Below are 21,820 nucleotides of genomic sequence, written 5' to 3'. Positions count from 1 at the left end.
AAGCTGGTTGGCATGATCCAGACCCCGGCGACCCGTATCGCCCAGGTTGTCAACGCTCCGGCCGGGCAGCTTGCCCGCGTCTTCGGCGCGTACGCCAAGAAGGACGAGGCCGCATAAGGCGACCCAAAGAAACACTGTCTGTAACCGATACTGGTTCGAACTTTAAGGTAGAAATAAAATGGCTGATCTTGAAAAGCTCGTAGATGAACTGTCCTCGCTGACCGTTATGGAAGCTGCTGAACTGTCGAAGCTTCTGGAAGAAAAGTGGGGCGTTTCCGCTGCTGCTCCGGTCGCAGTTGCTGCTGCTGTCGGTGGCGGCGATGCAGTTGCTGCTGCTGAAGAAAAGACCGAGTTCGACGTCGTTCTGGCGTCTGCCGGCGACAAGAAGATCAACGTGATCAAGGAAGTCCGCGCAATCACCGGTCTTGGCCTGAAGGAAGCAAAGGAACTCGTCGAGTCCGCTCCGAAGCCGGTCAAGGAAGGCGTTTCCAAGGACGAAGCCGAAGAGCTGAAGAAGAAGCTGGAAGAAGCCGGCGCTTCTGTCGAGCTGAAGTAATCGGGCTTATTGCCCACCAGCGGTCCCGGAGTGATCCGGGACCGTTTTCTGGCCCCGGCGGGAGTTTCCCGTGTCCGGGGCAAAAGTCCCAATAGGGGGACGGTTTTCCGAAGCGCCCGGGCTTAAGGCCCGATTGGAAAAGGGGCGTTTCGGCCAGCCGTTACCCGGCCGATACGAGGAGCGACAATGACCCAAACGTTCAACGGTCGCAAAAAGGTCCGGAAATTCTTCGGATCCATCCGCGATGTTGCGGAAATGCCCAACCTCATCGAGGTTCAAAAGGCATCATACGACCAGTTCCTGCAAGTTGACGAGCAGCCCGGCGGCGGCCGGATCAATGACGGTCTGGAGGCGGTCTTCCAGTCCGTTTTCCCGATTTCGGATTTTGCGGGTACCTCTCTGCTGGAATTCGTTTCCTACGAATTCGAAACGCCGAAATACGACGTGGACGAGTGCCGTCAGCGCGGCATGACATTCGCCGCTCCGCTCAAGGTCACCCTGCGTCTGATCGTGTTCGATGTTGACGAAGACACCGGTGCGAAATCCGTCAAGGACATCAAGGAACAGGATGTCTACATGGGCGACATGCCGTTCATGACGGACAACGGCACGTTCATCGTCAACGGCACCGAGCGCGTCATCGTTTCCCAGATGCACCGGTCGCCTGGCGTGTTCTTCGACCACGACAAGGGCAAGACCCATTCCTCGGGCAAGCTCCTGTTCGCCGCCCGCGTGATCCCCTATCGCGGATCCTGGCTCGATATCGAATTCGACGCCAAGGACATCGTCCACGCGCGTATCGATCGCCGGCGCAAGATCCCGGTCACCTCTCTGCTCATGGCCCTCGGCCTTGACGGCGAGGAGATCCTCAACACGTTCTACAACCGGATCGACTACACCCGTACCGCCGAGAACACCTGGCGCATGCCGTTCGACGGCAACCGCCTGAAGGGCAACAAGGCCTCCTACGACCTGGTTGACGCCGACAGCGGCGAAGTGGTCGTGGAAGCCGGCCGCAAGATCACGGCGCGCACCATCAAGCAGCTCTCCGAAAAGGGCGTGACCGCTCTGAAGGTGACCGACGAGGACCTGCACGGCCAGTATCTGGCCGAGGATATAGTCGATCCCTCAAGCGGCGAGATCTTTGCCGAAGCCGGCGATGAGATCACGGCCAAGATCCTGGAAGAGCTGGTCGAACGTGGCTATAGCGATCTGCCGATCCTCGACATCGACCATGTCAACACAGGTGCTTATATCCGCAACACCCTGGCCGCCGACAAGAACGAGTCCCGCGAGGACGCGCTGTTCGACATCTACCGGGTGATGCGTCCGGGCGAGCCGCCCACGATCGACACTGCCGAAGCCATGTTCCAGTCGCTGTTCTTCGACGACGAACGCTACGACCTGTCTGCGGTCGGCCGTGTAAAGATGAACATGCGTCTCGATCTGGAGTGCGAGGACACCGTCCGCGTGCTGCGCAAGGAAGACATCCTGTCCGTGATCAAGGTTCTCCTGGAGCTGCGCGACGGCAAGGGCGAGATCGACGACATCGACAACCTCGGCAACCGCCGGGTGCGCTCGGTCGGTGAGCTGATGGAAAACCAGTATCGTGTCGGCCTGCTGCGCATGGAACGCGCGATCAAGGAACGCATGAGCTCGGTCGAGATCGACACGGTCATGCCGCAGGACCTGATCAACGCCAAGCCGGCGGCTGCCGCCGTGCGGGAGTTCTTCGGTTCCTCGCAGCTGTCCCAGTTCATGGACCAGACCAACCCGCTGTCGGAAGTCACCCACAAGCGGCGCCTGTCGGCCCTGGGCCCGGGCGGTCTGACCCGCGAGCGCGCGGGCTTCGAGGTGCGCGACGTGCACCCGACCCACTACGGCCGTATCTGCCCGATCGAGACGCCGGAAGGCCCGAACATCGGTCTGATCAACTCGCTCGCAACCTTCGCCCGCGTCAACAAGTACGGCTTCATCGAAAGCCCGTACCGGAAGGTCAAGGACGGTGTGGTGAGCAACGAGGTCGTCTATCTTTCCGCCATGGAAGAGGCCAAGCACTACGTGGCCCAGTCCAACGCGGTCTATGATGACAAGGGTCAGTTCACCGAAGAGCTGATCACCTGCCGTCACGCCGGCGAAAACATGATGGTGCCCTCGGAGCGCGTCGATCTCATGGACGTGTCGCCGAAGCAGCTCGTGTCCGTTGCCGCGGCTCTGATCCCGTTCCTGGAAAACGATGACGCCAACCGCGCTCTCATGGGCTCGAACATGCAGCGTCAGGCCGTGCCGCTCGTCCGCGCCGAAGCGCCGTTCGTCGGCACCGGTATGGAAGCGGTCGTGGCACGGGATTCCGGGGCAGCGATCGGTGCCCGCCGCGCCGGCGTCGTCGATCAGGTCGATGCGACCCGTATCGTCATCCGCGCGACGGAAGATCTGGACGCAGGCAAATCCGGCGTCGACATCTACCGGCTGATGAAGTTCCAGCGTTCCAACCAGAACACCTGCATCAACCAGCGTCCGCTGGTGCGTGTCGGTGACGTGGTCCACAAGGGCGACATTATCGCCGACGGTCCGTCCACGGACCTCGGCGATCTGGCGCTCGGCCGGAACGTGCTCGTCGCGTTCATGCCCTGGAACGGCTACAACTTCGAAGATTCGATCCTTCTGTCCGAACGCATCGTCTCCGATGATGTCTTCACCTCCATCCACCTTGAGGAATTCGAGGTGATGGCCCGTGATACGAAGCTCGGCCCGGAAGAAATCACCCGCGATATTCCGAACGTTTCGGAAGAAGCGCTGAAGAACCTCGATGAAGCCGGGATCGTCTATATCGGTGCGGAACTGCATCCGGGCGACATCCTCGTCGGCAAGATCACGCCGAAGGGCGAAAGCCCGATGACGCCGGAAGAAAAGCTCCTGCGCGCCATCTTCGGCGAAAAGGCTTCCGACGTTCGCGATACCTCCCTGCGCCTGCCGCCGGGGGTTTCCGGCACGGTCGTGGAAGTGCGCGTCTTCAACCGCCACGGGGTGGAAAAGGACGAACGCGCCATGGCGATCGAGCGCGAGGAAATCGAGCGTCTCGCCAAGGACAGGGACGACGAACAGGCGATCCTCGACCGCAACGTCTACGGCCGTCTGGCCGAGATGCTGCTCGGCAAGACCGCCATCGGCGGTCCGAAGGGCTTCAAGAAGGACACGGTTCTGGACGGCGACGCTCTGAACGAGTTCCCGCGGTCGCAGTGGTGGCAGTTTGCCGTCGACGACGAAAAGTTCATGAGCGAAATCGAGGCTCTGCGCGGTCAGTACGACGACAGCCGCAAGCGTCTCGAGCAGCGCTTCATCGACAAGGTGGAGAAACTGCAGCGCGGTGATGAACTGCCGCCGGGCGTCATGAAGATGGTCAAGGTCTTCGTGGCCGTGAAGCGCAAGATCCAGCCGGGCGACAAGATGGCCGGCCGTCACGGGAACAAGGGTGTGGTCTCCAAGATCAACCCCTGCGAGGACATGCCGTTCCTTGAGGACGGTACCCACGTGGATATCGTGCTGAACCCGCTCGGCGTGCCGTCGCGCATGAACGTCGGGCAGATTCTCGAAACGCACCTGGGCTGGGCCTGTTCCGGCATGGGCAAGCGGATCGGCGAACTCTACGACGAGTACCGCAAGTCCGGCGAGATCGATCAGCTTCGTGGCAAGATCGTCGAGATCTACGGCGACAACCTGAAGGGCGACAACGTCAAGGAGTTCGATGACGAGGGCGTCGAGCGGCTGGCGGAACAGCTCAAGAAGGGTGTTTCCATCGCAACGCCGGTCTTCGACGGTGCGCGCGAGCCGGATGTGGTCGAGGCACTCAATATCGCCGGCCTGAAGCCGTCGGGTCAGTCGACCCTCTACGACGGCCGGACCGGGGAAGAGTTCGACCGCCAGGTGACCGTGGGCTACATCTACATGCTGAAGCTCCACCACCTGGTCGACGACAAGATCCACGCCCGTTCGATCGGCCCGTACTCGCTCGTTACCCAGCAGCCGCTGGGCGGCAAGGCGCAGTTCGGTGGCCAGCGCTTCGGGGAAATGGAGGTCTGGGCGCTTGAAGCCTACGGTGCAGCCTACACGCTGCAGGAAATGCTCACGGTCAAGTCGGATGACGTTGCCGGACGTACGAAGGTCTACGAGGCCATCGTCCGCGGTGACGACACCTTCGAGGCGGGCATTCCGGAAAGCTTCAACGTGCTTGTTAAGGAAATGCGGTCTTTGGGTCTGAACGTTGAGTTGCAGCGTACCGACCAGCCCATGATTACGGAAGAACCGGCAGCAGATGCGGCCGAATAACCGGATGGGCATGAAAAAGACCGATTTTGGACTTGGAATGCCGGCAAAGGGGAGCGTGAAGGCGGATTCGCTCCCCCGCCGTGCATCGAAGGAGATAGACCATGAATCATGAGGTCATGAACCTGTTCAATCAGCAGGCTCCGACACAGACCTTCGACAATATCCGGATCTCGCTTGCGAGCCCGGAAAAGATCATGTCCTGGTCTTTCGGCGAAATCAAAAAGCCGGAAACGATCAACTACCGTACGTTCAAGCCTGAACGGGACGGTCTGTTCTGCGCGCGTATCTTCGGGCCGATCAAGGACTACGAATGTCTTTGCGGCAAGTACAAGCGCATGAAGTACAAGGGCGTCATCTGTGAAAAGTGCGGCGTCGAAGTCACGCTTTCGAGGGTACGCCGCGAGCGGATGGGCCACATCGAACTGGCCGCGCCGGTTGCGCATATCTGGTTCCTGAAGTCGCTGCCGTCTCGCATCGGCCTGCTTCTGGACATGACGCTGAAGGATCTGGAACGGGTTCTCTACTTCGAGAACTACGTCGTTCTGGAGCCGGGCCTGACCCCGCTCAAGCAGCATCAGCTTCTGTCCGAAGAAGATTATGTGGCTGCCCAGGACGAATACGGCGAGGACGCCTTCACCGCCATGATCGGCGCTGAAGCGATCCGCGAAATCCTGATGAGCCTCGATCTTGAGCGCGAAAGCGAAAAGCTGCGCGTGGAGATCGCCGAGGCGACGACGGAACTGAAGCCGAAGAAGCTCGCCAAGCGGCTGAAGGTCATCGAAGCCTTCATGGAATCCGGCAACCGCCCGGAGTGGATGATCATGACCGTGATCCCGGTCATTCCGCCGGATCTGCGTCCGCTGGTTCCGCTCGACGGCGGCCGGTTCGCCACGTCGGACCTGAACGATCTGTACCGGCGTGTGATCAACCGGAACAACCGTCTGCGTCGCCTGATGGAGCTGCGCGCTCCGGATATCATCATCCGGAACGAAAAGCGCATGCTGCAGGAATCCGTCGACGCCCTGTTCGACAACGGCCGCCGCGGCCGCGTCATCACCGGCGCCAACAAGCGTCCGCTGAAGTCGCTGTCCGACATGCTCAAGGGCAAGCAGGGCCGGTTCCGTCAGAACCTGCTCGGCAAGCGCGTCGACTATTCCGGCCGTTCGGTCATCACCGTGGGTCCGGAACTCAAGCTGCATCAGTGCGGCCTGCCGAAGAAGATGGCGCTGGAGCTGTTCAAGCCGTTCATCTACTCCCGCCTCGACGCCAAGGGCTTCTCCTCCACGGTGAAGCAGGCCAAGAAGCTGGTGGAAAAGGAACGTCCGGAAGTCTGGGATATCCTTGACGAGGTCATCCGCGAGCACCCGGTTCTCCTGAACCGCGCGCCGACGCTGCACCGTCTCGGTATCCAGGCCTTCGAGCCGACCCTGATCGAGGGCAAGGCGATCCAGCTGCATCCGCTCGTCTGTTCGGCCTTCAACGCCGACTTCGACGGTGACCAGATGGCCGTTCACGTGCCGCTTTCGCTGGAAGCCCAGCTGGAAGCACGGACGCTGATGATGTCGACCAACAACATCCTGCATCCGGCGAACGGCGGCCCGATCATCGTTCCGTCCCAGGACATCGTCCTTGGTCTCTACTATCTGTCGATCATGGCGGAGAAGGAGCCGGGCGAGGGCATGGCTTTCGGCGATATCGGCGAGATCCACCATGCGCTGGCCAACAAGGTCATCACGCTGCACACCAAGATCCGCGGCCGGTACAAGGGCGTCGATGCCGACGGCAACCCGACCAGCGATATCTTTGAAACCACGCCTGGCCGCATGCTCATCGCAGAGCTTCTGCCGAAGCATCACGAGGTTCCCTTCGACACCTGCAACAAGCTGATGACGAAGAAGGAAATCTCCAAGATGATCGACACCGTCTACCGCGCCTGCGGTCAGAAGGAGACGGTTATCTTCTGCGACCGCATCATGCAGCTCGGCTTCACCAATGCCTGCCGCGCCGGGATTTCCTTCGGCATGGACGACATGGTGATCCCGGACACCAAGGCCAAGCTTGTTGCCGATACGTCCGCCATGGCGACCGAATACGAGCAGCAGTACAACGACGGTCTGATCACCCAGGGTGAGAAGTACAACAAGGTCGTCGATGCATGGGCCAAGTGTACCGATCGTGTCGCCGACGAGATGATGAAGCGCATTTCCGCGGTTCAGATCGACGAGGAGAGCGGTCGTCAGAAGCCGATCAATTCGGTTTACATGATGTCCCACTCCGGTGCCCGTGGGTCGCCCCAGCAGATGAAGCAGCTGGCCGGCATGCGCGGCCTGATGGCGAAGCCGTCCGGTGAGATCATCGAAAACCCGATCATCTCCAACTTCAAGGAAGGCCTGTCGGTTCTGGAGTACTTCAACTCCACACACGGTGCCCGTAAGGGTCTGGCCGACACCGCCCTGAAAACGGCGAACTCCGGTTACCTGACCCGTCGTCTGGTGGACGTCGCGCAGGATTCGATCATCCTGGAACCGGATTGCGGCTCGGAACGCGGCATCACCGTTCAGGCGATCGTCGATGCCGGTAACGTCATCGCGTCGCTCGGCATGCGCGTCCTCGGCCGGACCACGGCGGAAGACGTCTACAACCATGCCACCGGCGAGATCATCGTTCCGAAGGGCAAGCTGATCGACGAGAAGGACGTGGAAGTCATCGAGGCTGCCAAGGTCCAGCAGATCAAGATCCGTTCGGTGCTGACCTGCGAAACCGAAACCGGCGTCTGCGCGACCTGCTACGGCCGCGACCTGGCGCGCGGTACCCCGGTCAACCTGGGTGAAGCGGTCGGCGTGATCGCGGCCCAGTCGATCGGTGAGCCGGGAACGCAGCTCACTATGCGTACGTTCCACATCGGCGGTACGGCCCAGGTGGTGGATTCCTCGTTCATCGAATCCAATGTCGACGGGTCGGTCAAGATCCGCAATCGCAACGTCCAGCGCGATTCCGATGGTAATCTCATTGCCATGGTCCGCAACATGTCCATCGTGGTCGTCGACAGTGACGGCAACGAGCGGGCGGTTCACCGGATCGCCTACGGTTCCAAGCTGCACGTGGATGACGGCGATACCGTCAAGCGCGGACAGCGGATCGCGGAATGGGATCCCTATACGCGTCCGATGCTTGCGGAAGTCGACGGTGTCGTGGGCTTCGAAGACCTCATCGACGGAGCTTCGGTGCAGGAAACGGCCGACGAGGCGACCGGTATCACCAAGCGTGTCGTGATCGACTGGCGCTCGTCCCAGCGTAGTCAGGATCTCAAGCCCGCCATCGTCATCAAGGACGACAAGGGTGAGATCGAAAAGACCGCCCGCGGCAGCGATGCCCGTTTGATGCTGTCGGTGGATGCGATCCTGTCGGTTCAGCTCGGCGCCAAGGTCAAGGCCGGTGACGTTCTGGCCCGTATCCCGCTGGAAAGCGCCAAGACCAAGGACATCACCGGCGGTCTGCCGCGCGTGGCCGAATTGTTCGAGGCTCGCCGTCCGAAGGACCATGCGATCATCGCGGAAATCTCCGGGACGATCCGCTTCGGCCGCGACTACAAGAACAAGCGCCGTGTCATCATCGATCCGGCCGAGGACGGTCTGGAGCCCGTGGAATACCTCATCCCGAAGGGCAAGCACTTCCATCTTCAGGAAGGCGACGCCATCGAGAAGGGGGAATACATCCTCGACGGCAACCCGGCACCGCACGACATTCTGGCGGTCAAGGGCGTGGAAGCGCTCGCGGCCTATCTCGTCAACGAGATCCAGGAAGTCTACCGGCTGCAGGGTGTGACGATCAACGACAAGCACATCGAGGTGATCGTTCGCCAGATGCTGCAGAAGATCGAGATCACCGATGCGGGCGACACGGAGTTCTTCCCCGGCGAGCAGATCGACCGGATCGACTTCGAGGAAGCCAACGAACGGGCGATCAACGACGCGAAGCAGCCGGCCAAGGGCAACCCGGTTCTCCTGGGTATCACCAAGGCGAGCCTGCAGACCCGTTCGTTCTTCTCCGCGGCCTCCTTCCAGGAGACCACGCGCGTCCTCACCGACGCCGCGGTCAACGGAAAGGTCGATCCTCTGGTCGGTCTGAAGGAGAACGTGATCGTCGGACGTCTGATCCCGGCCGGTACCGGCGGTGTCATGAAGCGGATTCGAAAGATCGCGACCCATCGCGACGACCTGATCCAGGAACAGCAGCGCAAGGAATCTTCCGAAAGTGCTGCCGAAGGCCTCCTGGAAGATCTGAGCGGCGCGGCCGAATAAGCCAGCCGACGTGCTTACGACGAGCTGACGAAAGGCCGCCTTCGGGCGGCCTTTCTGCGTGAGGAAAAGAAGATGAACGACAATGATGAATTTCTGGAACCGACCGTCTATGTGATTGTCGGCCGGGTCTGGGCGGAAGAGGGCGGAAGGCCCGATGCCGCGATTCCGGTTCATGCGCTGCTCAAGGCTGCCGATGATGACGACGCTGTGCGAAAGACCCTCGAGGCGCTGTCGGGTCAGGGATACGTAGAAGCCGAGCTTGACCAGATCGGCGTGCTCGAGGGCGAGCCGGATGAGCCGCTCTATGAGGAAGCCTATCAGGATGCGCTCGCTGGCAATGTGGCGGTGGTTGCCTTCAATTCCTGAGCAGGGAATCGAATCTGCGGCCCCATGCATGGATGCCATGCATGTCGCGAAGCCTTTTTGTCGGAATTTGAATCAGCGGATTAACGGCTGATTCATATATGAAGACAGGCCTCTGATGTGACCGGGAATGAAAGTTGCGCCAAGATGGCTACCGGCTTTCTGTTTGTTACAAAAAATCTGCCTGGGGCGTCCTGGAATTACCGGAAACCCGCCAATTCCGGAGAAATGCGGATTTTTGGACAAATGACTTGACGGGGAGGGGGTGGATGAGTAGTTTCCGCGCATCCCGAAGGCAGGCGGTAAGTCCTTTTAGTGTCCAAGCGCACCAGGCGCAGGACGAAACGGACTTAAACGCTGCCGGGTTCATATAGGCGAATAAGCGTCGATTGCATGACCGCTGGGCGACCGGTGGTCCTCTGGTTTTTCGCAGCGCCGGCCGTCTCGATGAGAGACGCGCTGGTGCGATTCTGCTTGCGCAGAGCCTGCGAAGACTGCAGTTGCATACGAATTTTTGGATGGACGAGGTAAAGGGCAAAGAATGCCGACCATCAACCAGCTGATCCGCAAGCCGCGGAAGGACCCGCCGAAGCGGAACAAAGTGCCGGCCATGGAGGCCTGCCCGCAAAAACGTGGCGTTTGCACGCGCGTTTACACGACGACGCCGAAGAAGCCGAACTCGGCTCTGCGTAAGGTGGCCAAGATCCGCCTGACCAACGGCTTTGAAGTCATCGGTTACATCCCGGGTGAAGGTCACAACCTTCAGGAACACTCGGTGGTGATGATCCGTGGCGGCCGCGTGAAGGACCTTCCCGGTGTCCGCTACCACATCATCCGTGGTGTGTTGGATACCCAGGGCGTCAAGGACCGTAAACAGCGCCGGTCCAAGTACGGCGCGAAGCGGCCGAAGTAAGGAGCACACAGATGTCCCGTCGTCACCGCGCAGAAAAACGCGAAATCAACCCGGATCCGAAATTCGGGGACATTGTCGTCACCAAGTTCATGAATTCCATCATGTTCGACGGCAAGAAGTCGACCGCCGAGCGCATCGTTTACGGTGCCTTCGACGTGATCGAAAACAAGACGCGCGAAAACCCGATCGAGGTGTTCCACGCTGCTCTTGAGAACGTCATGCCGCAAGTGGAAGTGCGCTCCCGCCGCGTTGGCGGTGCCACCTACCAGGTTCCGGTTGAAGTTCGTACCGACCGCCGTCAGGCGCTGGCAATCCGCTGGCTGATCACCGCCGCGCGGAACCGCAACGAAACCACGATGGTTGATCGTCTTTCCGGCGAGATGCTCGATGCAGCAAACAACCGTGGTACCGCAGTTAAGAAGCGCGAAGACACGCACCGGATGGCCGATGCCAACCGTGCATTCTCGCACTATCGCTGGTAATCAGACTTCGAAGGGCTGACGTTATGTCGCGCACGCATAAAATCGAGGACTACCGCAACTTCGGCATCATGGCTCACATCGATGCCGGCAAGACCACGACGACCGAGCGGATCCTCTACTACACCGGCAAGAGCCACAAGATCGGCGAAGTACACGACGGCGCTGCTACCATGGACTGGATGGAGCAGGAGCAGGAGCGTGGCATCACGATCACTTCTGCCGCGACCACCGCTTTCTGGAAAGAAAAGCGCCTGAACATCATCGACACCCCGGGCCACGTGGACTTCACCATTGAAGTCGAGCGCAGCCTGCGCGTGCTCGACGGCGCGGTTGCTCTTCTCGACGCCAACGCGGGTGTCGAGCCGCAGACCGAAACCGTCTGGCGTCAGGCCGACAAGTATCATGTCCCGCGCATGATCTTCGTGAACAAGATGGATAAGCTCGGCGCCGATTTCGATCGTTGCGTCGAAATGATCAAGACCCGTCTCGGTGCGAAGCCGCTTGTCATGCAGCTTAACGTCGGTGCCGAAAACGACTTCGCCGGTTGTATCGACCTTCTGAAGATGAAGGCTCTGATCTGGCAGGCTGAAAACCTGGGTGCTGCCTGGGACGAAGTCGACATTCCGGCCGATCTCGTTGACCGCGCCCAGGAATTGCGCGATCTGCTGATCGAAACCGCTGTCGAAGTCGACGAAGAAGCCATGGAAGCTTACCTGGAAGGCGAAGAGCCCTCCATGGAAAAGCTGAAGGAGCTGATCCGCAAGGGCACCATCAACAGCGAATTCGTTCCGGTTTTCTGCGGTTCCGCGTTCAAGAACAAGGGCGTTCAGCCGCTTCTCGACGCAGTCGTGGACTACCTGCCGAGCCCGATTGACGTTCCGGCCATCAAGGGCATCGATCCGAAGACCGAAGAGGAAACTCTCCGCAAGGCTTCCGACGAAGAGCCCCTCGGCCTGCTGGCATTCAAGATCGCCAACGACCCGTTCGTCGGTTCGCTGACCTTCTGCCGCATCTATTCGGGCGTTCTGAACAAGGGCGTTTCCCTGCTGAACACGGTCAAGGACAAGCGCGAGCGTGTCGGCCGCATGATGCAGATGCACTCCAACTCCCGTGAAGACATCGATGTCGCCTATGCCGGCGATATCGTGGCCATCGCGGGTCTGAAGGACACCACCACCGGCGACACCCTGTGTGATCCGCTGAAGCCGGTGATCCTGGAGCGCATGGAATTCCCCGAGCCGGTCATCGAGATCGCCGTCGAGCCGAAGACCAAGGCCGACCAGGAAAAGATGGGCCTCGCCCTGAACCGCCTGGCTGCCGAAGATCCGTCCTTCCGCGTGAAGACGGACGAAGAATCCGGCCAGACGATCATCGCCGGCATGGGCGAGCTTCACCTCGACATCATCGTCGATCGCATGAAGCGCGAATTCAAGGTGGAAGCAAACATCGGCGCGCCGCAGGTTGCTTACCGCGAAACCATCACCAAGGTTGCCGAAGTGGATTACACCCACAAGAAGCAGTCCGGTGGTTCGGGTCAGTTTGCCCGCATCAAGCTCGTCATCGAGCCGGCAGAGCCGAATGAAGGCTATGTCTTCGAGAGCAAGATCGTCGGTGGTTCCGTTCCGAAGGAATACATTCCGGGCGTTACCAAGGGTATCGAAAGCGTCATGTCGTCCGGTCCGCTGGCCGGCTTCCCGATGCTGGACATCAAGGCGACCCTTATCGACGGTGCCTACCACGACGTGGACTCCTCGGTCCTCGCCTTCGAAATCGCCGGCCGTGCCGGTTTCCGCGAAGGGATTGCCAAGGCCGGCCCGAAGCTCCTTGAGCCGATCATGAAGGTCGAGGTCGTCACCCCGGAAGACTACATGGGTGATGTCATCGGTGACCTGAACTCCCGTCGCGGCCAGATCGCTGGCACCGAAAACCGCGGGATCGTTACGGTCATCACCGCAATGGTGCCGCTGGCCAACATGTTTGGCTATGTGAACAACCTGCGTTCCATGTCTCAGGGCCGCGCCAGTACTCGATGGTGTTCGATCACTACGAGCAGGTCCTTCGAACATCTCGGAAGAAATTCAGGCCAAATTCGCGTGGCGAAGACCCAGAACCCAACACGGGGGTGGCGTTCCCCAAACGAAACAAAAGGGAGCCAATAGCTGGGGAAAGTTTGAGCGTTCGAAACCGCATTGAACATCGGGACCATTGGTCACGTTGACCACGGTAAGACCACGTTGACCGCTGCGATCACGAAATTTCGGTGAATTCAGGCATGACCAAATCGACGGCGCGCCGGAAGAAAGCCCGCGGGATTACGATTTCGACGGCTCACGTTGAATATGAGACCCCGAACCGTCACTACGCGCACGTTGACTGCCCCGGTCACGCCGACTACGTGAAAACGATCACCGGTGCGGCCCAGATGGACGGCGGATCCTCGTTGTGAACGCAGCTGACGGCCCGATGCCGCAGACCCGCGAGCACATCCTGCTTGCCCGTCAGGTTGGCGTCCGGCCACGTTGGTTCCTGAACAAAGTTGATCAGGTTGACGACGAAGAGCTTCTCGAACTCGTTGAAATGGAAGTTCGCGAACTTCGTCGAATACGACTTCCCGGGCGACGATATTCCGATCATCGCAGGTTCCGCTTGCCGCTATGGAAGGCCGCGATCCGAAATCGGCGAGACAAGATCCGGAACTGATGGAAGCTGTCGACGCTTACATCCCGAGCCGAGCGTGCGATTGCCGTTCCTGATGCCGATTGAGGACGTGTTCTCGATTTCCGGTCGCGGACAGTTGTGACCGGTCGTGGGCGCCGTGTGAACGCGGGGTGACGATCAGGAAATCGTTGGTATCAAAGACACCACGAAAACCACCTGTACCGGCGTTGAAATGTTCCGCAAACTGCTGACCGCGTGAGGAGGGCGACAGCATCGGCGCGCTTCTGCGTGGTGTGGACCGTGAAGGTGTTGAGCGCGGTCAGGTTCTCTGTAAGCCGGGCTCCGTGAACCCGCACACCAAGTTCAGTCCGAGGTCTACATCTGACCAGGAAGAGGGTGGCCGTCGCACGCCGTTCTTCGCGAACTACCGTCCGCAGTTCTACTTCCGGACCACCGACGTGACGCACCGTGAGCTTCCGGAAGGTACGGAAATGGTTATGCCGATGACAACCTGAAATTCGGGTTGAGCTGATTGCTCCGATCGCTATGGAAGGGTCCGCTTCGCTGTCCGCGAAGGCGGTCGCACCGTTGGTTCGGGCGTTGTTCCAAAATCCTCGCCTGCTGATTGACAGCCTGGTGGGGCCGGATCCATCCGAAGGCTGGACAACACTTCGGATGGGTGCTTCGCACCCATCTATATCCTTCTGGGGCGGGGTAGGGCGGTTACCCTCGGGTCAACCGAAAAGGTTCGACGGGTGGTCCGTCTCTTCCTCTCAACTCAAAAGCCTAAGAAAGGCAATGCAATGCAAAGCCAGAACATCCGTATTCGGCTGAAGGTTTGATTTCCGCGTGCTCGACGCGTCGACACGGAAATCGTCCACGGCAAAGCGCACTGGCGCTCGGGTCCGTGGCCCGTCCCGCTGCCGACAAGATTGAGAAGTTCACGGTTCTCCGGAATCCACATCGACAAGAAAAGCCGCGATCAGTTCGAGATGCGCACGCACAAGCGTCTGCTCGACATCGTTGATCCGACGCCCCAGACGGTTGACGCTCTTATGAAGCTCGACCTTGCAGCTGGTGTCGACGTCGAGATCAAGCTCTGAGGCGGACCGAAGGGGACACATCCATGCGTTCTGGAGTGATCGCTCAGAAAGTGGGCATGACTCGTATCTACAACGATGCGGGCGAGCATGTTCCGGTCACGGTTCTGCGACTGGAAAACTGCCAGGTGGTTGCCCACCGTACTGAAGAAAAGAATGGCTACACCGCGCTGCAGGTCGGCGCAGGTCTCGCCAAAGTCAAGAACACGCCGAAGGCGCTCCGTGGTCACTTTGCAGTGGCCAAGGTTGAGCCGAAGCGGACCCTGGTGGAATTCCGGGTTTCGTCCGACAACCTGATCGACGTTGGCGCGGAAATCACCGCCGACCATTACGTCGAAGGTCAGTTCGTCGACGTTACCGGCACCTCCATCGGTAAGGGTTTTGCCGGTGTCATGAAGCGTCACAACTTCGGTGGTGGCCGCGCATCGCACGGTAACTCGATCTCGCACCGTTCGCACGGTTCGACCGGTCAGTGTCAGGACCCGGGCCGCGTGTTCAAGGGCAAGAAGATGGCCGGTCACATGGGCGATGTCCGCGTGACCACGCAGAACCTCAAGGTTGTGCGTACCGATGTTGAACGCGGCCTGATCATGGTCGAAGGCTCTGTTCCGGGCGCCAAGGGCGGCTGGATCCTGGTCCGCGACGCGATCAAGAAGGCGCTGCCGGAAGGTGTTCCGGTTCCGGGTGCATACCGTGCGCCTGCAGCTGCTGAAGCCGCCGGGAAGGAGAGCGAGTGATGGAACTCCAGGTCAAGACCCTCGAAGGCGGGGCGGCCGGTTCGATCACGGTGTCTGACGAGATCTTTGGTCTCGAGCCGCGCACCGATCTGATCCACCGCGTGGTGCGTTGGCAGCTTGCCAAGCGCCAGGCTGGCACGCACAAGTCCCTGGGACGCTCCGAAGTTTCTGGCACCACGAAGAAGTTCGTGCGCCAAAAAGGCTCCGGCGGCGCTCGTCACGGCAACCGCAAGGCTCCGCAGTTCCGCGGCGGTGGTAAGGCATTCGGCCCGGTCGTTCGCGACCATGCCCATGACCTGCCGAAGAAGGTTCGTGTTCTCGGTCTGAAGCACGTTCTGTCTGCCAAGGCAAAGGGCGATGCCATTGTCGTTGTTGAAGATGCCGGCAGCTGGGCAAAGACCAAGGCTCTGAAGGCTCAGTTCGCAAGCTCGGTCTGAGCAGCGCACCATCATCGATGGTGCTGAGCTCGACAAGAACTTTTCCCTCGCGGCCCGGAACATCCCGAATGTGGACGTTCTGCCGGTTCAGGGGATCAACGTCTACGACATCATGCGCGCCAACACCCTGGTGTTGACGAAGGCAGCGGTGTCCGCACTTGAGGAGCGCTTCAAATGAGCAATCTTCCTCACTACGACAAGATCGTCGGCCCGGTAATCACCGAAAAGGCGACCATGGCTTCCGAAGAGAACAAGGTTGTCTTCAAGGTTGCCAACGACGCGACCAAGCCGGAAATCAAGGCTGCCATCGAAGCGCTGTTCGGCGTCAAGGTGACTGCAGTCAACACCCTGGTCCGCAAGGGCAAGGTGAAGCGTTTCCGCGGTCGTATCGGTCGCCAGTCCGACTTCAAGAAGGCCGTCATCACGCTCGCAGAAGGTCACGCCATTGACGTGACCACCGGGCTCTGGGCGGGGACAGGTAAATGGCACTCAGACATTCAACCCGACTTCCCCGGCCGGCGCCAGCTGGTTCAGGTGATCGCTCGACCTTGAAAGGCAAGCGGCCAAGGCCCGACCGAAGGTCTCCAAGAGCGGTGGCCGTAACAACACCGGCCGTCTGACCTCGCCGAACCGCGGTGGCGGCCAGCGCTCTACCGTCTTGTCGACTTCAAGCGTCGCAAGTGGACGTGCCGGCAACGGTCGAGCGTCTGGAATACGATCCGAACCGGACCGCATTCATCGCGCTGATCCGCAGAAGACGGTGAGCTGAGCTATATCCTTGCTGGAAGCGCGCCTGGTTGTCGGCGACACCGTTGTTGCCGGTCAGGCGTTGACGTGAAGCCGGGCAATGCCGCTCCGCGGCTCCATTCGGTCGGCACGATCGTGCACAACATCGAACTGCCGGGCAAGGGTGCGCAGGTCGTAAGCCCGCCGGTGCTTTTGTTCAGATCGTCGGTCGCGACCAGGCTGCACCACGCTTCGCCTGATGTCCGGCGAGCAGCGCCGCGTACTGGGAACCTGCATGGCTTCCATCGGTGCTGTTTCAACCCGGACCACGGCAACGTGAACCTGGGCAAGGCTGGTCGTTCCCGCTGGCTCGGTATTCGCCCGCATACGCGCGGTGTTGCCATGAACCCGGTTGACCACCCGCACGGCGGTGGTGAAGGCCGGACCTCTGGCGGTCGTCATCCGGTTACCCCTTGGGGTAAGCCGACCAAGGGCAAGAAGACGCGCAGCAACAAGTCTACGGATAAGTACATTGTCCGCAGCCGCCACGCGCGTAAGAAGTAAGGGACAGGATCGTGGCACGTTCGATCTGGAAAGGTCCGTTTGTCGACGGGTATTTGCTGAAGAAAGCGGACAAGGTTCGTGAATCCGGCCGCAACGAGGTCATCAAGACCTGGAGCCGCCGTTCGACGATCCTCCCGCAGTTCGTCGGTCTTACCTTCGGCGTCTACAACGGACAGAAGCACGTTCCGGTGCAGGTATCTGAAGAGATGATTGGTCACAAGTTCGGCGAGTTCTCGCCGAGCCGGACCTACTACGGACACGGCGCCGACAAGAAGGCGAAGAGGAAGTAACGATGGGCAAGCCGAAGCGTGAGCGGACGCTCGCTGACAACGAGGCCCGGGCAATGACGCGGATGATCCGCGTCTCTCCCCGTAAGCTGAATCTCGTTGCGGCTGCTATCCGCGGCAAGAAGGTCGGTTCTGCACTCGCGGACCTGACGTTCTCTCGCAAGCGTATCGCACAGGACGTCAAGAAGACCTTGATGTCGGCGATTGCGAATGCGGAAAACAACCACGACCTGGATATCGACAACCTGGTGGTTGCCGAGGCACATGTTGGCAAGGCATTTGTCATCAAGCGTTTCCAGGCTCGTGCACGTGGCCGTGTTGGCCGGATCGAGAAGCCGTTCTCGAACCTGACCATCGTCGTGCGTGAAGTCGAGGAGAGTGCCTGATGGGTCACAAAGTAAACCCGATCGGCATGCGCCTCGGGATCAACCGCACCTGGGATTCCCGTTGGTTCGCCAACAAGGGTGACTACGGCAATCTTCTTCATGAAGATTTCCGCATCCGCGAATTCCTGATGAACGAACTGAAGCAGGCTGCTGTTTCCAAGATCGTCATCGAGCGCCCGCACAAGAAGTGCCGCGTGACCATTCACTCCGGTCGTCCGGGTGTTGTCATCGGCAAGAAGGGTGCGGACATCGAGCGTCTTCGCAAGAAGATCGCCGAGATCACGAACTCGGAAGTTCACATCAACATCGTTGAAGTGCGCAAGCCGGAAATCGATGCGACGCTCGTAGCCGCCTCGATTGCTCAGCAGCTGGAACGCCGTGTTGCATTCCGCCGCGCCATGAAGCGTGCCGTTCAGTCGGCCATGCGTCTGGGCGCACAGGGCATCAAGATCACCTGTGGTGGTCGTCTTGGCGGAGCGGAAATCGCTCGCGTCGAGTGGTACCGTGAAGGCCGCGTGCCGCTGCACACCCTGCGTGCCGACATCGACTACGGTGTCGCCTCCGCTCACACCGCTTACGGCGTGTGCGGCGTGAAGGTCTGGATCTTCAAGGGTGAAATCCTCGAGCATGACCCGATGGCGTCTGAGCGCCGTGCGACGTCCGGCTCGGATTCTAACCAGGGTGATCGCGGCGGACGCCGGGATCGGGGCCGTGAGCGCGCAGCCTGATTGGCTGCTCGCTGCTCGCGTAACACGAAGGACGAGAGAAAACGATGCTGCAACCGAAGCGAACTAAGTTCCGCAAGCAGCACAAGGGCCGCATTCACGGTCTGTCGAAGGGGGGGACCGACCTCAACTTCGGCGCCTACGGTCTGAAGGCTGTTGAGCCTGAGCGCGTGACCGCTCGCCAGATCGAAGCTGCCCGTCGTGCCATGACCCGCCACATGAAGCGTGCTGGTCGTGTATGGATCCGCATCTTCCCGGACCTCCCGGTTTCCTCCAAGCCGGCCGAAGTCCGCATGGGTAAGGGTAAGGGTTCTCCGGATTACTGGGCTTGCCGCGTCAAGCCGGGCCGGATCATGTTCGAAATCGACGGTGTGCCGGAAGACGTTGCGCGTGAAGCGATGCGTCTTGCTGCTGCCAAGCTGCCGATCAAGTGCCGTTTCGTTCAGCGAATCGGCGACTAAGGCAGTCGAGGAGAAAAAGCCATGAAGGCGACTGACGTAAGAGCTAAGACCCTCGACGAGCTCCGCACGGAGCTCGAAGGTCTCAAGAAGGAGCAGTTCAACCTGCGCTTCCAGAGAGCCACCGGTCAGCTTGAAAACACTGGGCGCGTCCGGCAGATCCGCCGCGACATCGCTCGCATTCAGACGATCATGCGCGAAAAGCGCGTGTCGGCAAGCGCTTAAGGAGAACACCATGCCGAAGCGCATTCTGCAGGGCACCGTTGTCAGTAACGCAAATGACAAGACGGTGACGGTGAAGGTGGAGCGTCGCTTCACGCACCCGCTGCTGAAGAAGACCGTGCGTCGTACGAAGAAGTATCGTGCGCATGACGCAGAGAACAAGTACCAGGTTGGCGACATCGTTCAGATCGAAGAGTGCTCGCCGATTTCGAAAAACAAACGTTGGACCGTGGTCAACTGACCACGCTCCTGGTTGAGCATCAGGCGCCCTTGGCAGGTGCGCCAGGCAGAGAATAAGGCAGCCAGTCATGATTCAGATGCAAACAAACCTCGACGTGGCGGATAATTCCGGCGCCCGTCGTGTCATGTGCATCAAAGTGCTCGGCGGCTCCAAGCGTAAATATGCCCAGGTTGGCGACATCATCGTCGTCTCCGTCAAAGAGGCTATTCCGCGGGGCCGCGTCAAGAAGGGCGACGTGATGAAGGCAGTCGTCGTGCGTACGGCGAAAGACATTCGTCGTCCCGACGGCAGCGTGATCCGGTTCGACCGCAACGCGGCCGTTCTGGTCAACAACAACAAGGAGCCTGTCGGTACCCGTATCTTTGGTCCGGTGCCGCGTGAACTCCGCGCAAAGAACCACATGAAGATCATTTCGCTCGCGCCGGAGGTGCTCTGATGGCTGCGAAAATTAAAAAAGGCGACACGGTCGTCGTGCTTACCGGTCGTGACAAGGGCAAGACCGGGAAGTGTCCAGATCCTGCCGTGAAAAAGGCGCTGGTCCGTGGCGTAACTCGTTCGCCGCCACCAAAGCAGACCCAGAGCGAAGCTGGCATTATTGCTAAGGAAGCAGCGATCCACCTGTCGAACATTGCTCTGGCCGATCCGAGGACGGAAAACCCGCGTCGGTTTCAAGTGCAGGAAGACGGCACCGGTCCGCGTGGCCAAGCGTTCGGGAGACCTGATCGATGGCTGAGACCAACTACTCCGCGTCTTAAGACGCATTACCAAGTCGTTGCGCAAGCAGCAGGACAAGTTCGATTACAGGAACCCGATGCAGGTTCCGGCGCTCGAGAAGATCGTTCTGAACATTGGCGTTGCGCGGTTGCAAACTCCAAAGGCCGCATTCGCAAGAAGATCTCTGATCGCCGGCCAGAAGCCGGTCATCACGAAGGCAAGAAGTCCATCGCAACCTTCAAGGTTCGCGAGATGCCGCTTGGCGGTGCACTGCGCCGCCGCAGATGTTGAATTCCTGGACGCCTGATCACCATCGCGCTGCCGCGGTTCGTGACTTCCGCGGTCTGAACCCGAAGTCCTTTGACGGTCGTGGCAACTATGCCATGGGCATCAAGGAACACATCGTGTTCCCGGAAATCGAGTACGACAAGGTCGACCAGATCTGGGGTATGGACGTGATCGTCTGCACCACGGCAAAGACCGATGACGAAGCGCGTGAACTGCTGCGCGCGTTCAACTTCCCGTTCAGCAAGTAAGCTGAGATACGGGAAAGGAACGAGGAACGACGATGGCTAAAAAGAGCGCAGTCGAAAAGAACGAGCGTCGCAAGAAGCTCGTCAAGAAGTACGCCGAGAAGCGCGCTGCCCTCAAGGCAATGGCTAAGGATGAAAGCCTGTCGCCTGAAGAGCAGTTCAATGCACGTCTCAAGCTGGCAAAGCTGCCGCGCAATTCCGCACCGAATCGTGTTCGCAACCGTTGCGAAGTGACCGGTCGTCCGCGCGCTTTCTACCGCAAGCTTAAGATGTCACGTATTGCTCTTCGTGAACTGGGTTCCCTGGGCAAGATCCCGGGCCTGGTCAAGTCGAGCTGGTAAGGAGAAACTCCGATGGCAATTTCTGATCCGTTGGGGGATTTGCTCACCCGTATCCGCAATGCGCAGATGCGTCGCAAGAGCAAAGTCAGTTCGCCGAATTCCAAATTGCGTGCACACGTACTTGATGTGTTGGCCAAAGAAGGGTACATCCGCGGCTACACCACGGTCGAATTCGAGGGCGGCAAGTCCGAGTTGGAGATCGAACTCAAGTATTTTGACGGCGAACCGGTTATCCGCACCATTGAGCGTGTGTCCAAGCCGGGCCGCCGCGTGTACTCGTCGGTGAAGAACATCCCGCATGTGTCCAATGGCCTGGGCGTGTCGATTCTGTCGACTCCGCGCGGCGTCATGAGCGATCATCAGGCGCGGGAAGAAAACGTAGGTGGTGAGGTTCTTTGCCGCGTCTTCTGATGCGGCTTGGACCTTGCTTTAACTAAGACAACAAGGTTGGTCAGATGTCTCGTATTGGCAAAAAGCCAGTCCCCGTGCCTAGCGGGGTAACGGCAACGATCAACGGTCAGACGGTTTCGGTCAAGGGCCCGAAGGGGGAACTCTCCTTCGTGCTCAACGACCTCGTTCTGGCCGAAATGACGGACGATGGGATCAAGGTTGATCCGCGCGGCACCTCCAAGTCGGCACGCTCCATGTGGGGTATGAGCCGTACGATGGTGCAGAATATCATCACCGGCGTGAGCGCCGGCTTCGAAAAGAAGCTGGGAATCACGGGTGTTGGTTACCGTGCACAGCTCC

At 59.8% G+C, this 21,820-nt stretch carries 19 protein-coding genes and 8 pseudogenes; all 27 read left to right on the top strand.

Features of this window, described 5'->3' with window-relative positions; translation table 11 throughout:
• A pseudogene (locus ACN0SO_RS26700) lies at positions 1 to 117 on the top strand (50S ribosomal protein L10); the annotation flags it as partial.
• 61 nt (positions 118 to 178) lie between these two features.
• Positions 179 to 556, top strand: a complete 378-nt coding sequence (rplL, locus tag ACN0SO_RS26695) for a 50S ribosomal protein L7/L12 (protein ID WP_417682836.1) — start codon at positions 179 to 181, stop codon at positions 554 to 556.
• Positions 557 to 742: 186 nt separating this feature from the next.
• Positions 743 to 4,882, top strand: coding sequence for a DNA-directed RNA polymerase subunit beta (rpoB, locus tag ACN0SO_RS26690; protein ID WP_417682834.1), 4,140 nt, complete (start codon positions 743 to 745; stop codon positions 4,880 to 4,882).
• Positions 4,883 to 4,983: 101 nt separating this feature from the next.
• Positions 4,984 to 9,183, top strand: coding sequence for a DNA-directed RNA polymerase subunit beta' (gene rpoC, locus ACN0SO_RS26685; RefSeq protein WP_417682832.1), 4,200 nt, complete (start codon positions 4,984 to 4,986; stop codon positions 9,181 to 9,183).
• Between the two features lie 72 nt (positions 9,184 to 9,255).
• The gene (locus ACN0SO_RS26680; RefSeq protein ID WP_417682831.1) at positions 9,256 to 9,549 is read left to right on the top strand and encodes a regulator; all 294 of its coding nucleotides are present in this window, start codon (positions 9,256 to 9,258) and stop codon (positions 9,547 to 9,549) included.
• Positions 9,550 to 10,087: 538 nt separating this feature from the next.
• Positions 10,088 to 10,459, top strand: coding sequence for a 30S ribosomal protein S12 (gene rpsL, locus ACN0SO_RS26675; protein WP_006936459.1), 372 nt, complete (start codon positions 10,088 to 10,090; stop codon positions 10,457 to 10,459).
• An 11-nt stretch (positions 10,460 to 10,470) separates the two neighbouring features.
• Positions 10,471 to 10,941, top strand: coding sequence for a 30S ribosomal protein S7 (rpsG, locus tag ACN0SO_RS26670; protein ID WP_417682829.1), 471 nt, complete (start codon positions 10,471 to 10,473; stop codon positions 10,939 to 10,941).
• Between the two features lie 23 nt (positions 10,942 to 10,964).
• Positions 10,965 to 13,044, top strand: a pseudogene (fusA, locus tag ACN0SO_RS26665) (elongation factor G); the annotation flags it as partial.
• Positions 13,018 to 14,228 (top strand): annotated as a pseudogene (gene tuf, locus ACN0SO_RS26660) (elongation factor Tu). The pseudogenes fusA and tuf, both read left to right, overlap by 27 nt.
• A 174-nt stretch (positions 14,229 to 14,402) precedes the next feature.
• Positions 14,403 to 14,702 (top strand): annotated as a pseudogene (gene rpsJ, locus ACN0SO_RS26655) (30S ribosomal protein S10).
• A 23-nt stretch (positions 14,703 to 14,725) separates the two neighbouring features.
• Positions 14,726 to 15,436, top strand: a complete 711-nt coding sequence (gene rplC, locus ACN0SO_RS26650; RefSeq protein ID WP_417682827.1) for a 50S ribosomal protein L3 — start codon at positions 14,726 to 14,728, stop codon at positions 15,434 to 15,436.
• Positions 15,436 to 16,051, top strand: a pseudogene (gene rplD / locus ACN0SO_RS26645) (50S ribosomal protein L4). The gene rplC and the pseudogene rplD overlap by 1 nt, the downstream one beginning before the upstream one ends.
• A pseudogene (locus ACN0SO_RS26640) lies at positions 16,048 to 16,338 on the top strand (50S ribosomal protein L23); the annotation flags it as partial. The pseudogenes rplD and ACN0SO_RS26640, both read left to right, overlap by 4 nt.
• A 170-nt stretch (positions 16,339 to 16,508) precedes the next feature.
• Positions 16,509 to 16,637: a hypothetical protein gene (locus tag ACN0SO_RS26635; RefSeq protein WP_417682825.1), complete on the top strand. Its 129-nt coding sequence runs from the start codon at positions 16,509 to 16,511 to the stop codon at positions 16,635 to 16,637.
• Between the two features lie 70 nt (positions 16,638 to 16,707).
• Positions 16,708 to 17,163, top strand: a complete 456-nt coding sequence (locus tag ACN0SO_RS26630) for a hypothetical protein (RefSeq protein ID WP_417682823.1) — start codon at positions 16,708 to 16,710, stop codon at positions 17,161 to 17,163.
• An 11-nt stretch (positions 17,164 to 17,174) separates the two neighbouring features.
• Positions 17,175 to 17,453: a 30S ribosomal protein S19 gene (gene rpsS, locus ACN0SO_RS26625; protein ID WP_417682822.1), complete on the top strand. Its 279-nt coding sequence runs from the start codon at positions 17,175 to 17,177 to the stop codon at positions 17,451 to 17,453.
• 2 nt (positions 17,454 to 17,455) lie between these two features.
• Positions 17,456 to 17,836 carry a 50S ribosomal protein L22 gene (gene rplV / locus ACN0SO_RS26620; RefSeq protein ID WP_417682821.1) on the top strand — a complete coding sequence of 127 codons (381 nt, stop codon included), beginning with the start codon at positions 17,456 to 17,458 and terminating at the stop codon, positions 17,834 to 17,836.
• Positions 17,836 to 18,564 carry a 30S ribosomal protein S3 gene (rpsC, locus tag ACN0SO_RS26615; RefSeq protein ID WP_417682820.1) on the top strand — a complete coding sequence of 243 codons (729 nt, stop codon included), beginning with the start codon at positions 17,836 to 17,838 and terminating at the stop codon, positions 18,562 to 18,564. Before rplV ends, rpsC begins: the two co-directional genes overlap by 1 nt.
• A 44-nt stretch (positions 18,565 to 18,608) precedes the next feature.
• Positions 18,609 to 19,022, top strand: coding sequence for a 50S ribosomal protein L16 (rplP, locus tag ACN0SO_RS26610; RefSeq protein WP_417682819.1), 414 nt, complete (start codon positions 18,609 to 18,611; stop codon positions 19,020 to 19,022).
• A 21-nt stretch (positions 19,023 to 19,043) separates the two neighbouring features.
• Positions 19,044 to 19,244 (top strand): 50S ribosomal protein L29, encoded by a 201-nt coding sequence (gene rpmC / locus ACN0SO_RS26605; protein ID WP_417682817.1) that lies wholly within the window; start codon positions 19,044 to 19,046, stop codon positions 19,242 to 19,244.
• 10 nt (positions 19,245 to 19,254) lie between these two features.
• A complete protein-coding gene (gene rpsQ / locus ACN0SO_RS26600; RefSeq protein WP_417682815.1) occupies positions 19,255 to 19,482 on the top strand; it encodes a 30S ribosomal protein S17 in 228 nt (75 codons plus the stop codon).
• Positions 19,483 to 19,549: 67 nt separating this feature from the next.
• Positions 19,550 to 19,918, top strand: a complete 369-nt coding sequence (gene rplN / locus ACN0SO_RS26595) for a 50S ribosomal protein L14 (RefSeq protein ID WP_008191626.1) — start codon at positions 19,550 to 19,552, stop codon at positions 19,916 to 19,918.
• A pseudogene (gene rplX, locus ACN0SO_RS26590) lies at positions 19,918 to 20,215 on the top strand (50S ribosomal protein L24). The gene rplN and the pseudogene rplX overlap by 1 nt, the downstream one beginning before the upstream one ends.
• Positions 20,212 to 20,732 (top strand): annotated as a pseudogene (gene rplE, locus ACN0SO_RS26585) (50S ribosomal protein L5). The pseudogenes rplX and rplE overlap by 4 nt, the downstream one beginning before the upstream one ends.
• 32 nt (positions 20,733 to 20,764) lie before the next feature.
• Positions 20,765 to 21,070 (top strand): 30S ribosomal protein S14, encoded by a 306-nt coding sequence (gene rpsN, locus ACN0SO_RS26580; RefSeq protein WP_417682813.1) that lies wholly within the window; start codon positions 20,765 to 20,767, stop codon positions 21,068 to 21,070.
• Positions 21,071 to 21,082: 12 nt separating this feature from the next.
• Positions 21,083 to 21,481, top strand: coding sequence for a 30S ribosomal protein S8 (gene rpsH, locus ACN0SO_RS26575; protein ID WP_417682812.1), 399 nt, complete (start codon positions 21,083 to 21,085; stop codon positions 21,479 to 21,481).
• A 44-nt stretch (positions 21,482 to 21,525) separates the two neighbouring features.
• The coding region (locus tag ACN0SO_RS26570; RefSeq protein ID WP_417682810.1) for a 50S ribosomal protein L6 at positions 21,526 to 21,820 on the top strand (295 nt) is incomplete at its 3' end.

It is taken from the genome of Roseibium sp. (assembly GCF_048260565.1).
Lineage (GTDB): Bacteria > Pseudomonadota > Alphaproteobacteria > Rhizobiales > Stappiaceae > Roseibium.
Note: the sequence above shows the minus strand (reverse complement) of the source record. Positions and strands in the feature narration are given on the sequence as shown.

What these genes read in the sequence shown, in the direction of transcription:
- rplL (WP_417682836.1), top strand. Translation starts at nt 179, where the DNA reads ATGGCTGATCTTGAAAAGCTCGTAGATGAACTGTCCTCGCTGACCGTT.
- rpoB (WP_417682834.1), top strand. Translation starts at nt 743, where the DNA reads ATGACCCAAACGTTCAACGGTCGCAAAAAGGTCCGGAAATTCTTCGGA.
- rpoC (WP_417682832.1), top strand. Translation starts at nt 4,984, where the DNA reads ATGAATCATGAGGTCATGAACCTGTTCAATCAGCAGGCTCCGACACAG.
- ACN0SO_RS26680 (WP_417682831.1), top strand. Translation starts at nt 9,256, where the DNA reads ATGAACGACAATGATGAATTTCTGGAACCGACCGTCTATGTGATTGTC.
- rpsL (WP_006936459.1), top strand. Translation starts at nt 10,088, where the DNA reads ATGCCGACCATCAACCAGCTGATCCGCAAGCCGCGGAAGGACCCGCCG.
- rpsG (WP_417682829.1), top strand. Translation starts at nt 10,471, where the DNA reads ATGTCCCGTCGTCACCGCGCAGAAAAACGCGAAATCAACCCGGATCCG.
- rplC (WP_417682827.1), top strand. Translation starts at nt 14,726, where the DNA reads ATGCGTTCTGGAGTGATCGCTCAGAAAGTGGGCATGACTCGTATCTAC.
- rplV (WP_417682821.1), top strand. Translation starts at nt 17,456, where the DNA reads ATGGGCAAGCCGAAGCGTGAGCGGACGCTCGCTGACAACGAGGCCCGG.
- rpsC (WP_417682820.1), top strand. Translation starts at nt 17,836, where the DNA reads ATGGGTCACAAAGTAAACCCGATCGGCATGCGCCTCGGGATCAACCGC.
- rplP (WP_417682819.1), top strand. Translation starts at nt 18,609, where the DNA reads ATGCTGCAACCGAAGCGAACTAAGTTCCGCAAGCAGCACAAGGGCCGC.
- rpmC (WP_417682817.1), top strand. Translation starts at nt 19,044, where the DNA reads ATGAAGGCGACTGACGTAAGAGCTAAGACCCTCGACGAGCTCCGCACG.
- rpsQ (WP_417682815.1), top strand. Translation starts at nt 19,255, where the DNA reads ATGCCGAAGCGCATTCTGCAGGGCACCGTTGTCAGTAACGCAAATGAC.
- rplN (WP_008191626.1), top strand. Translation starts at nt 19,550, where the DNA reads ATGATTCAGATGCAAACAAACCTCGACGTGGCGGATAATTCCGGCGCC.
- rpsN (WP_417682813.1), top strand. Translation starts at nt 20,765, where the DNA reads ATGGCTAAAAAGAGCGCAGTCGAAAAGAACGAGCGTCGCAAGAAGCTC.
- rpsH (WP_417682812.1), top strand. Translation starts at nt 21,083, where the DNA reads ATGGCAATTTCTGATCCGTTGGGGGATTTGCTCACCCGTATCCGCAAT.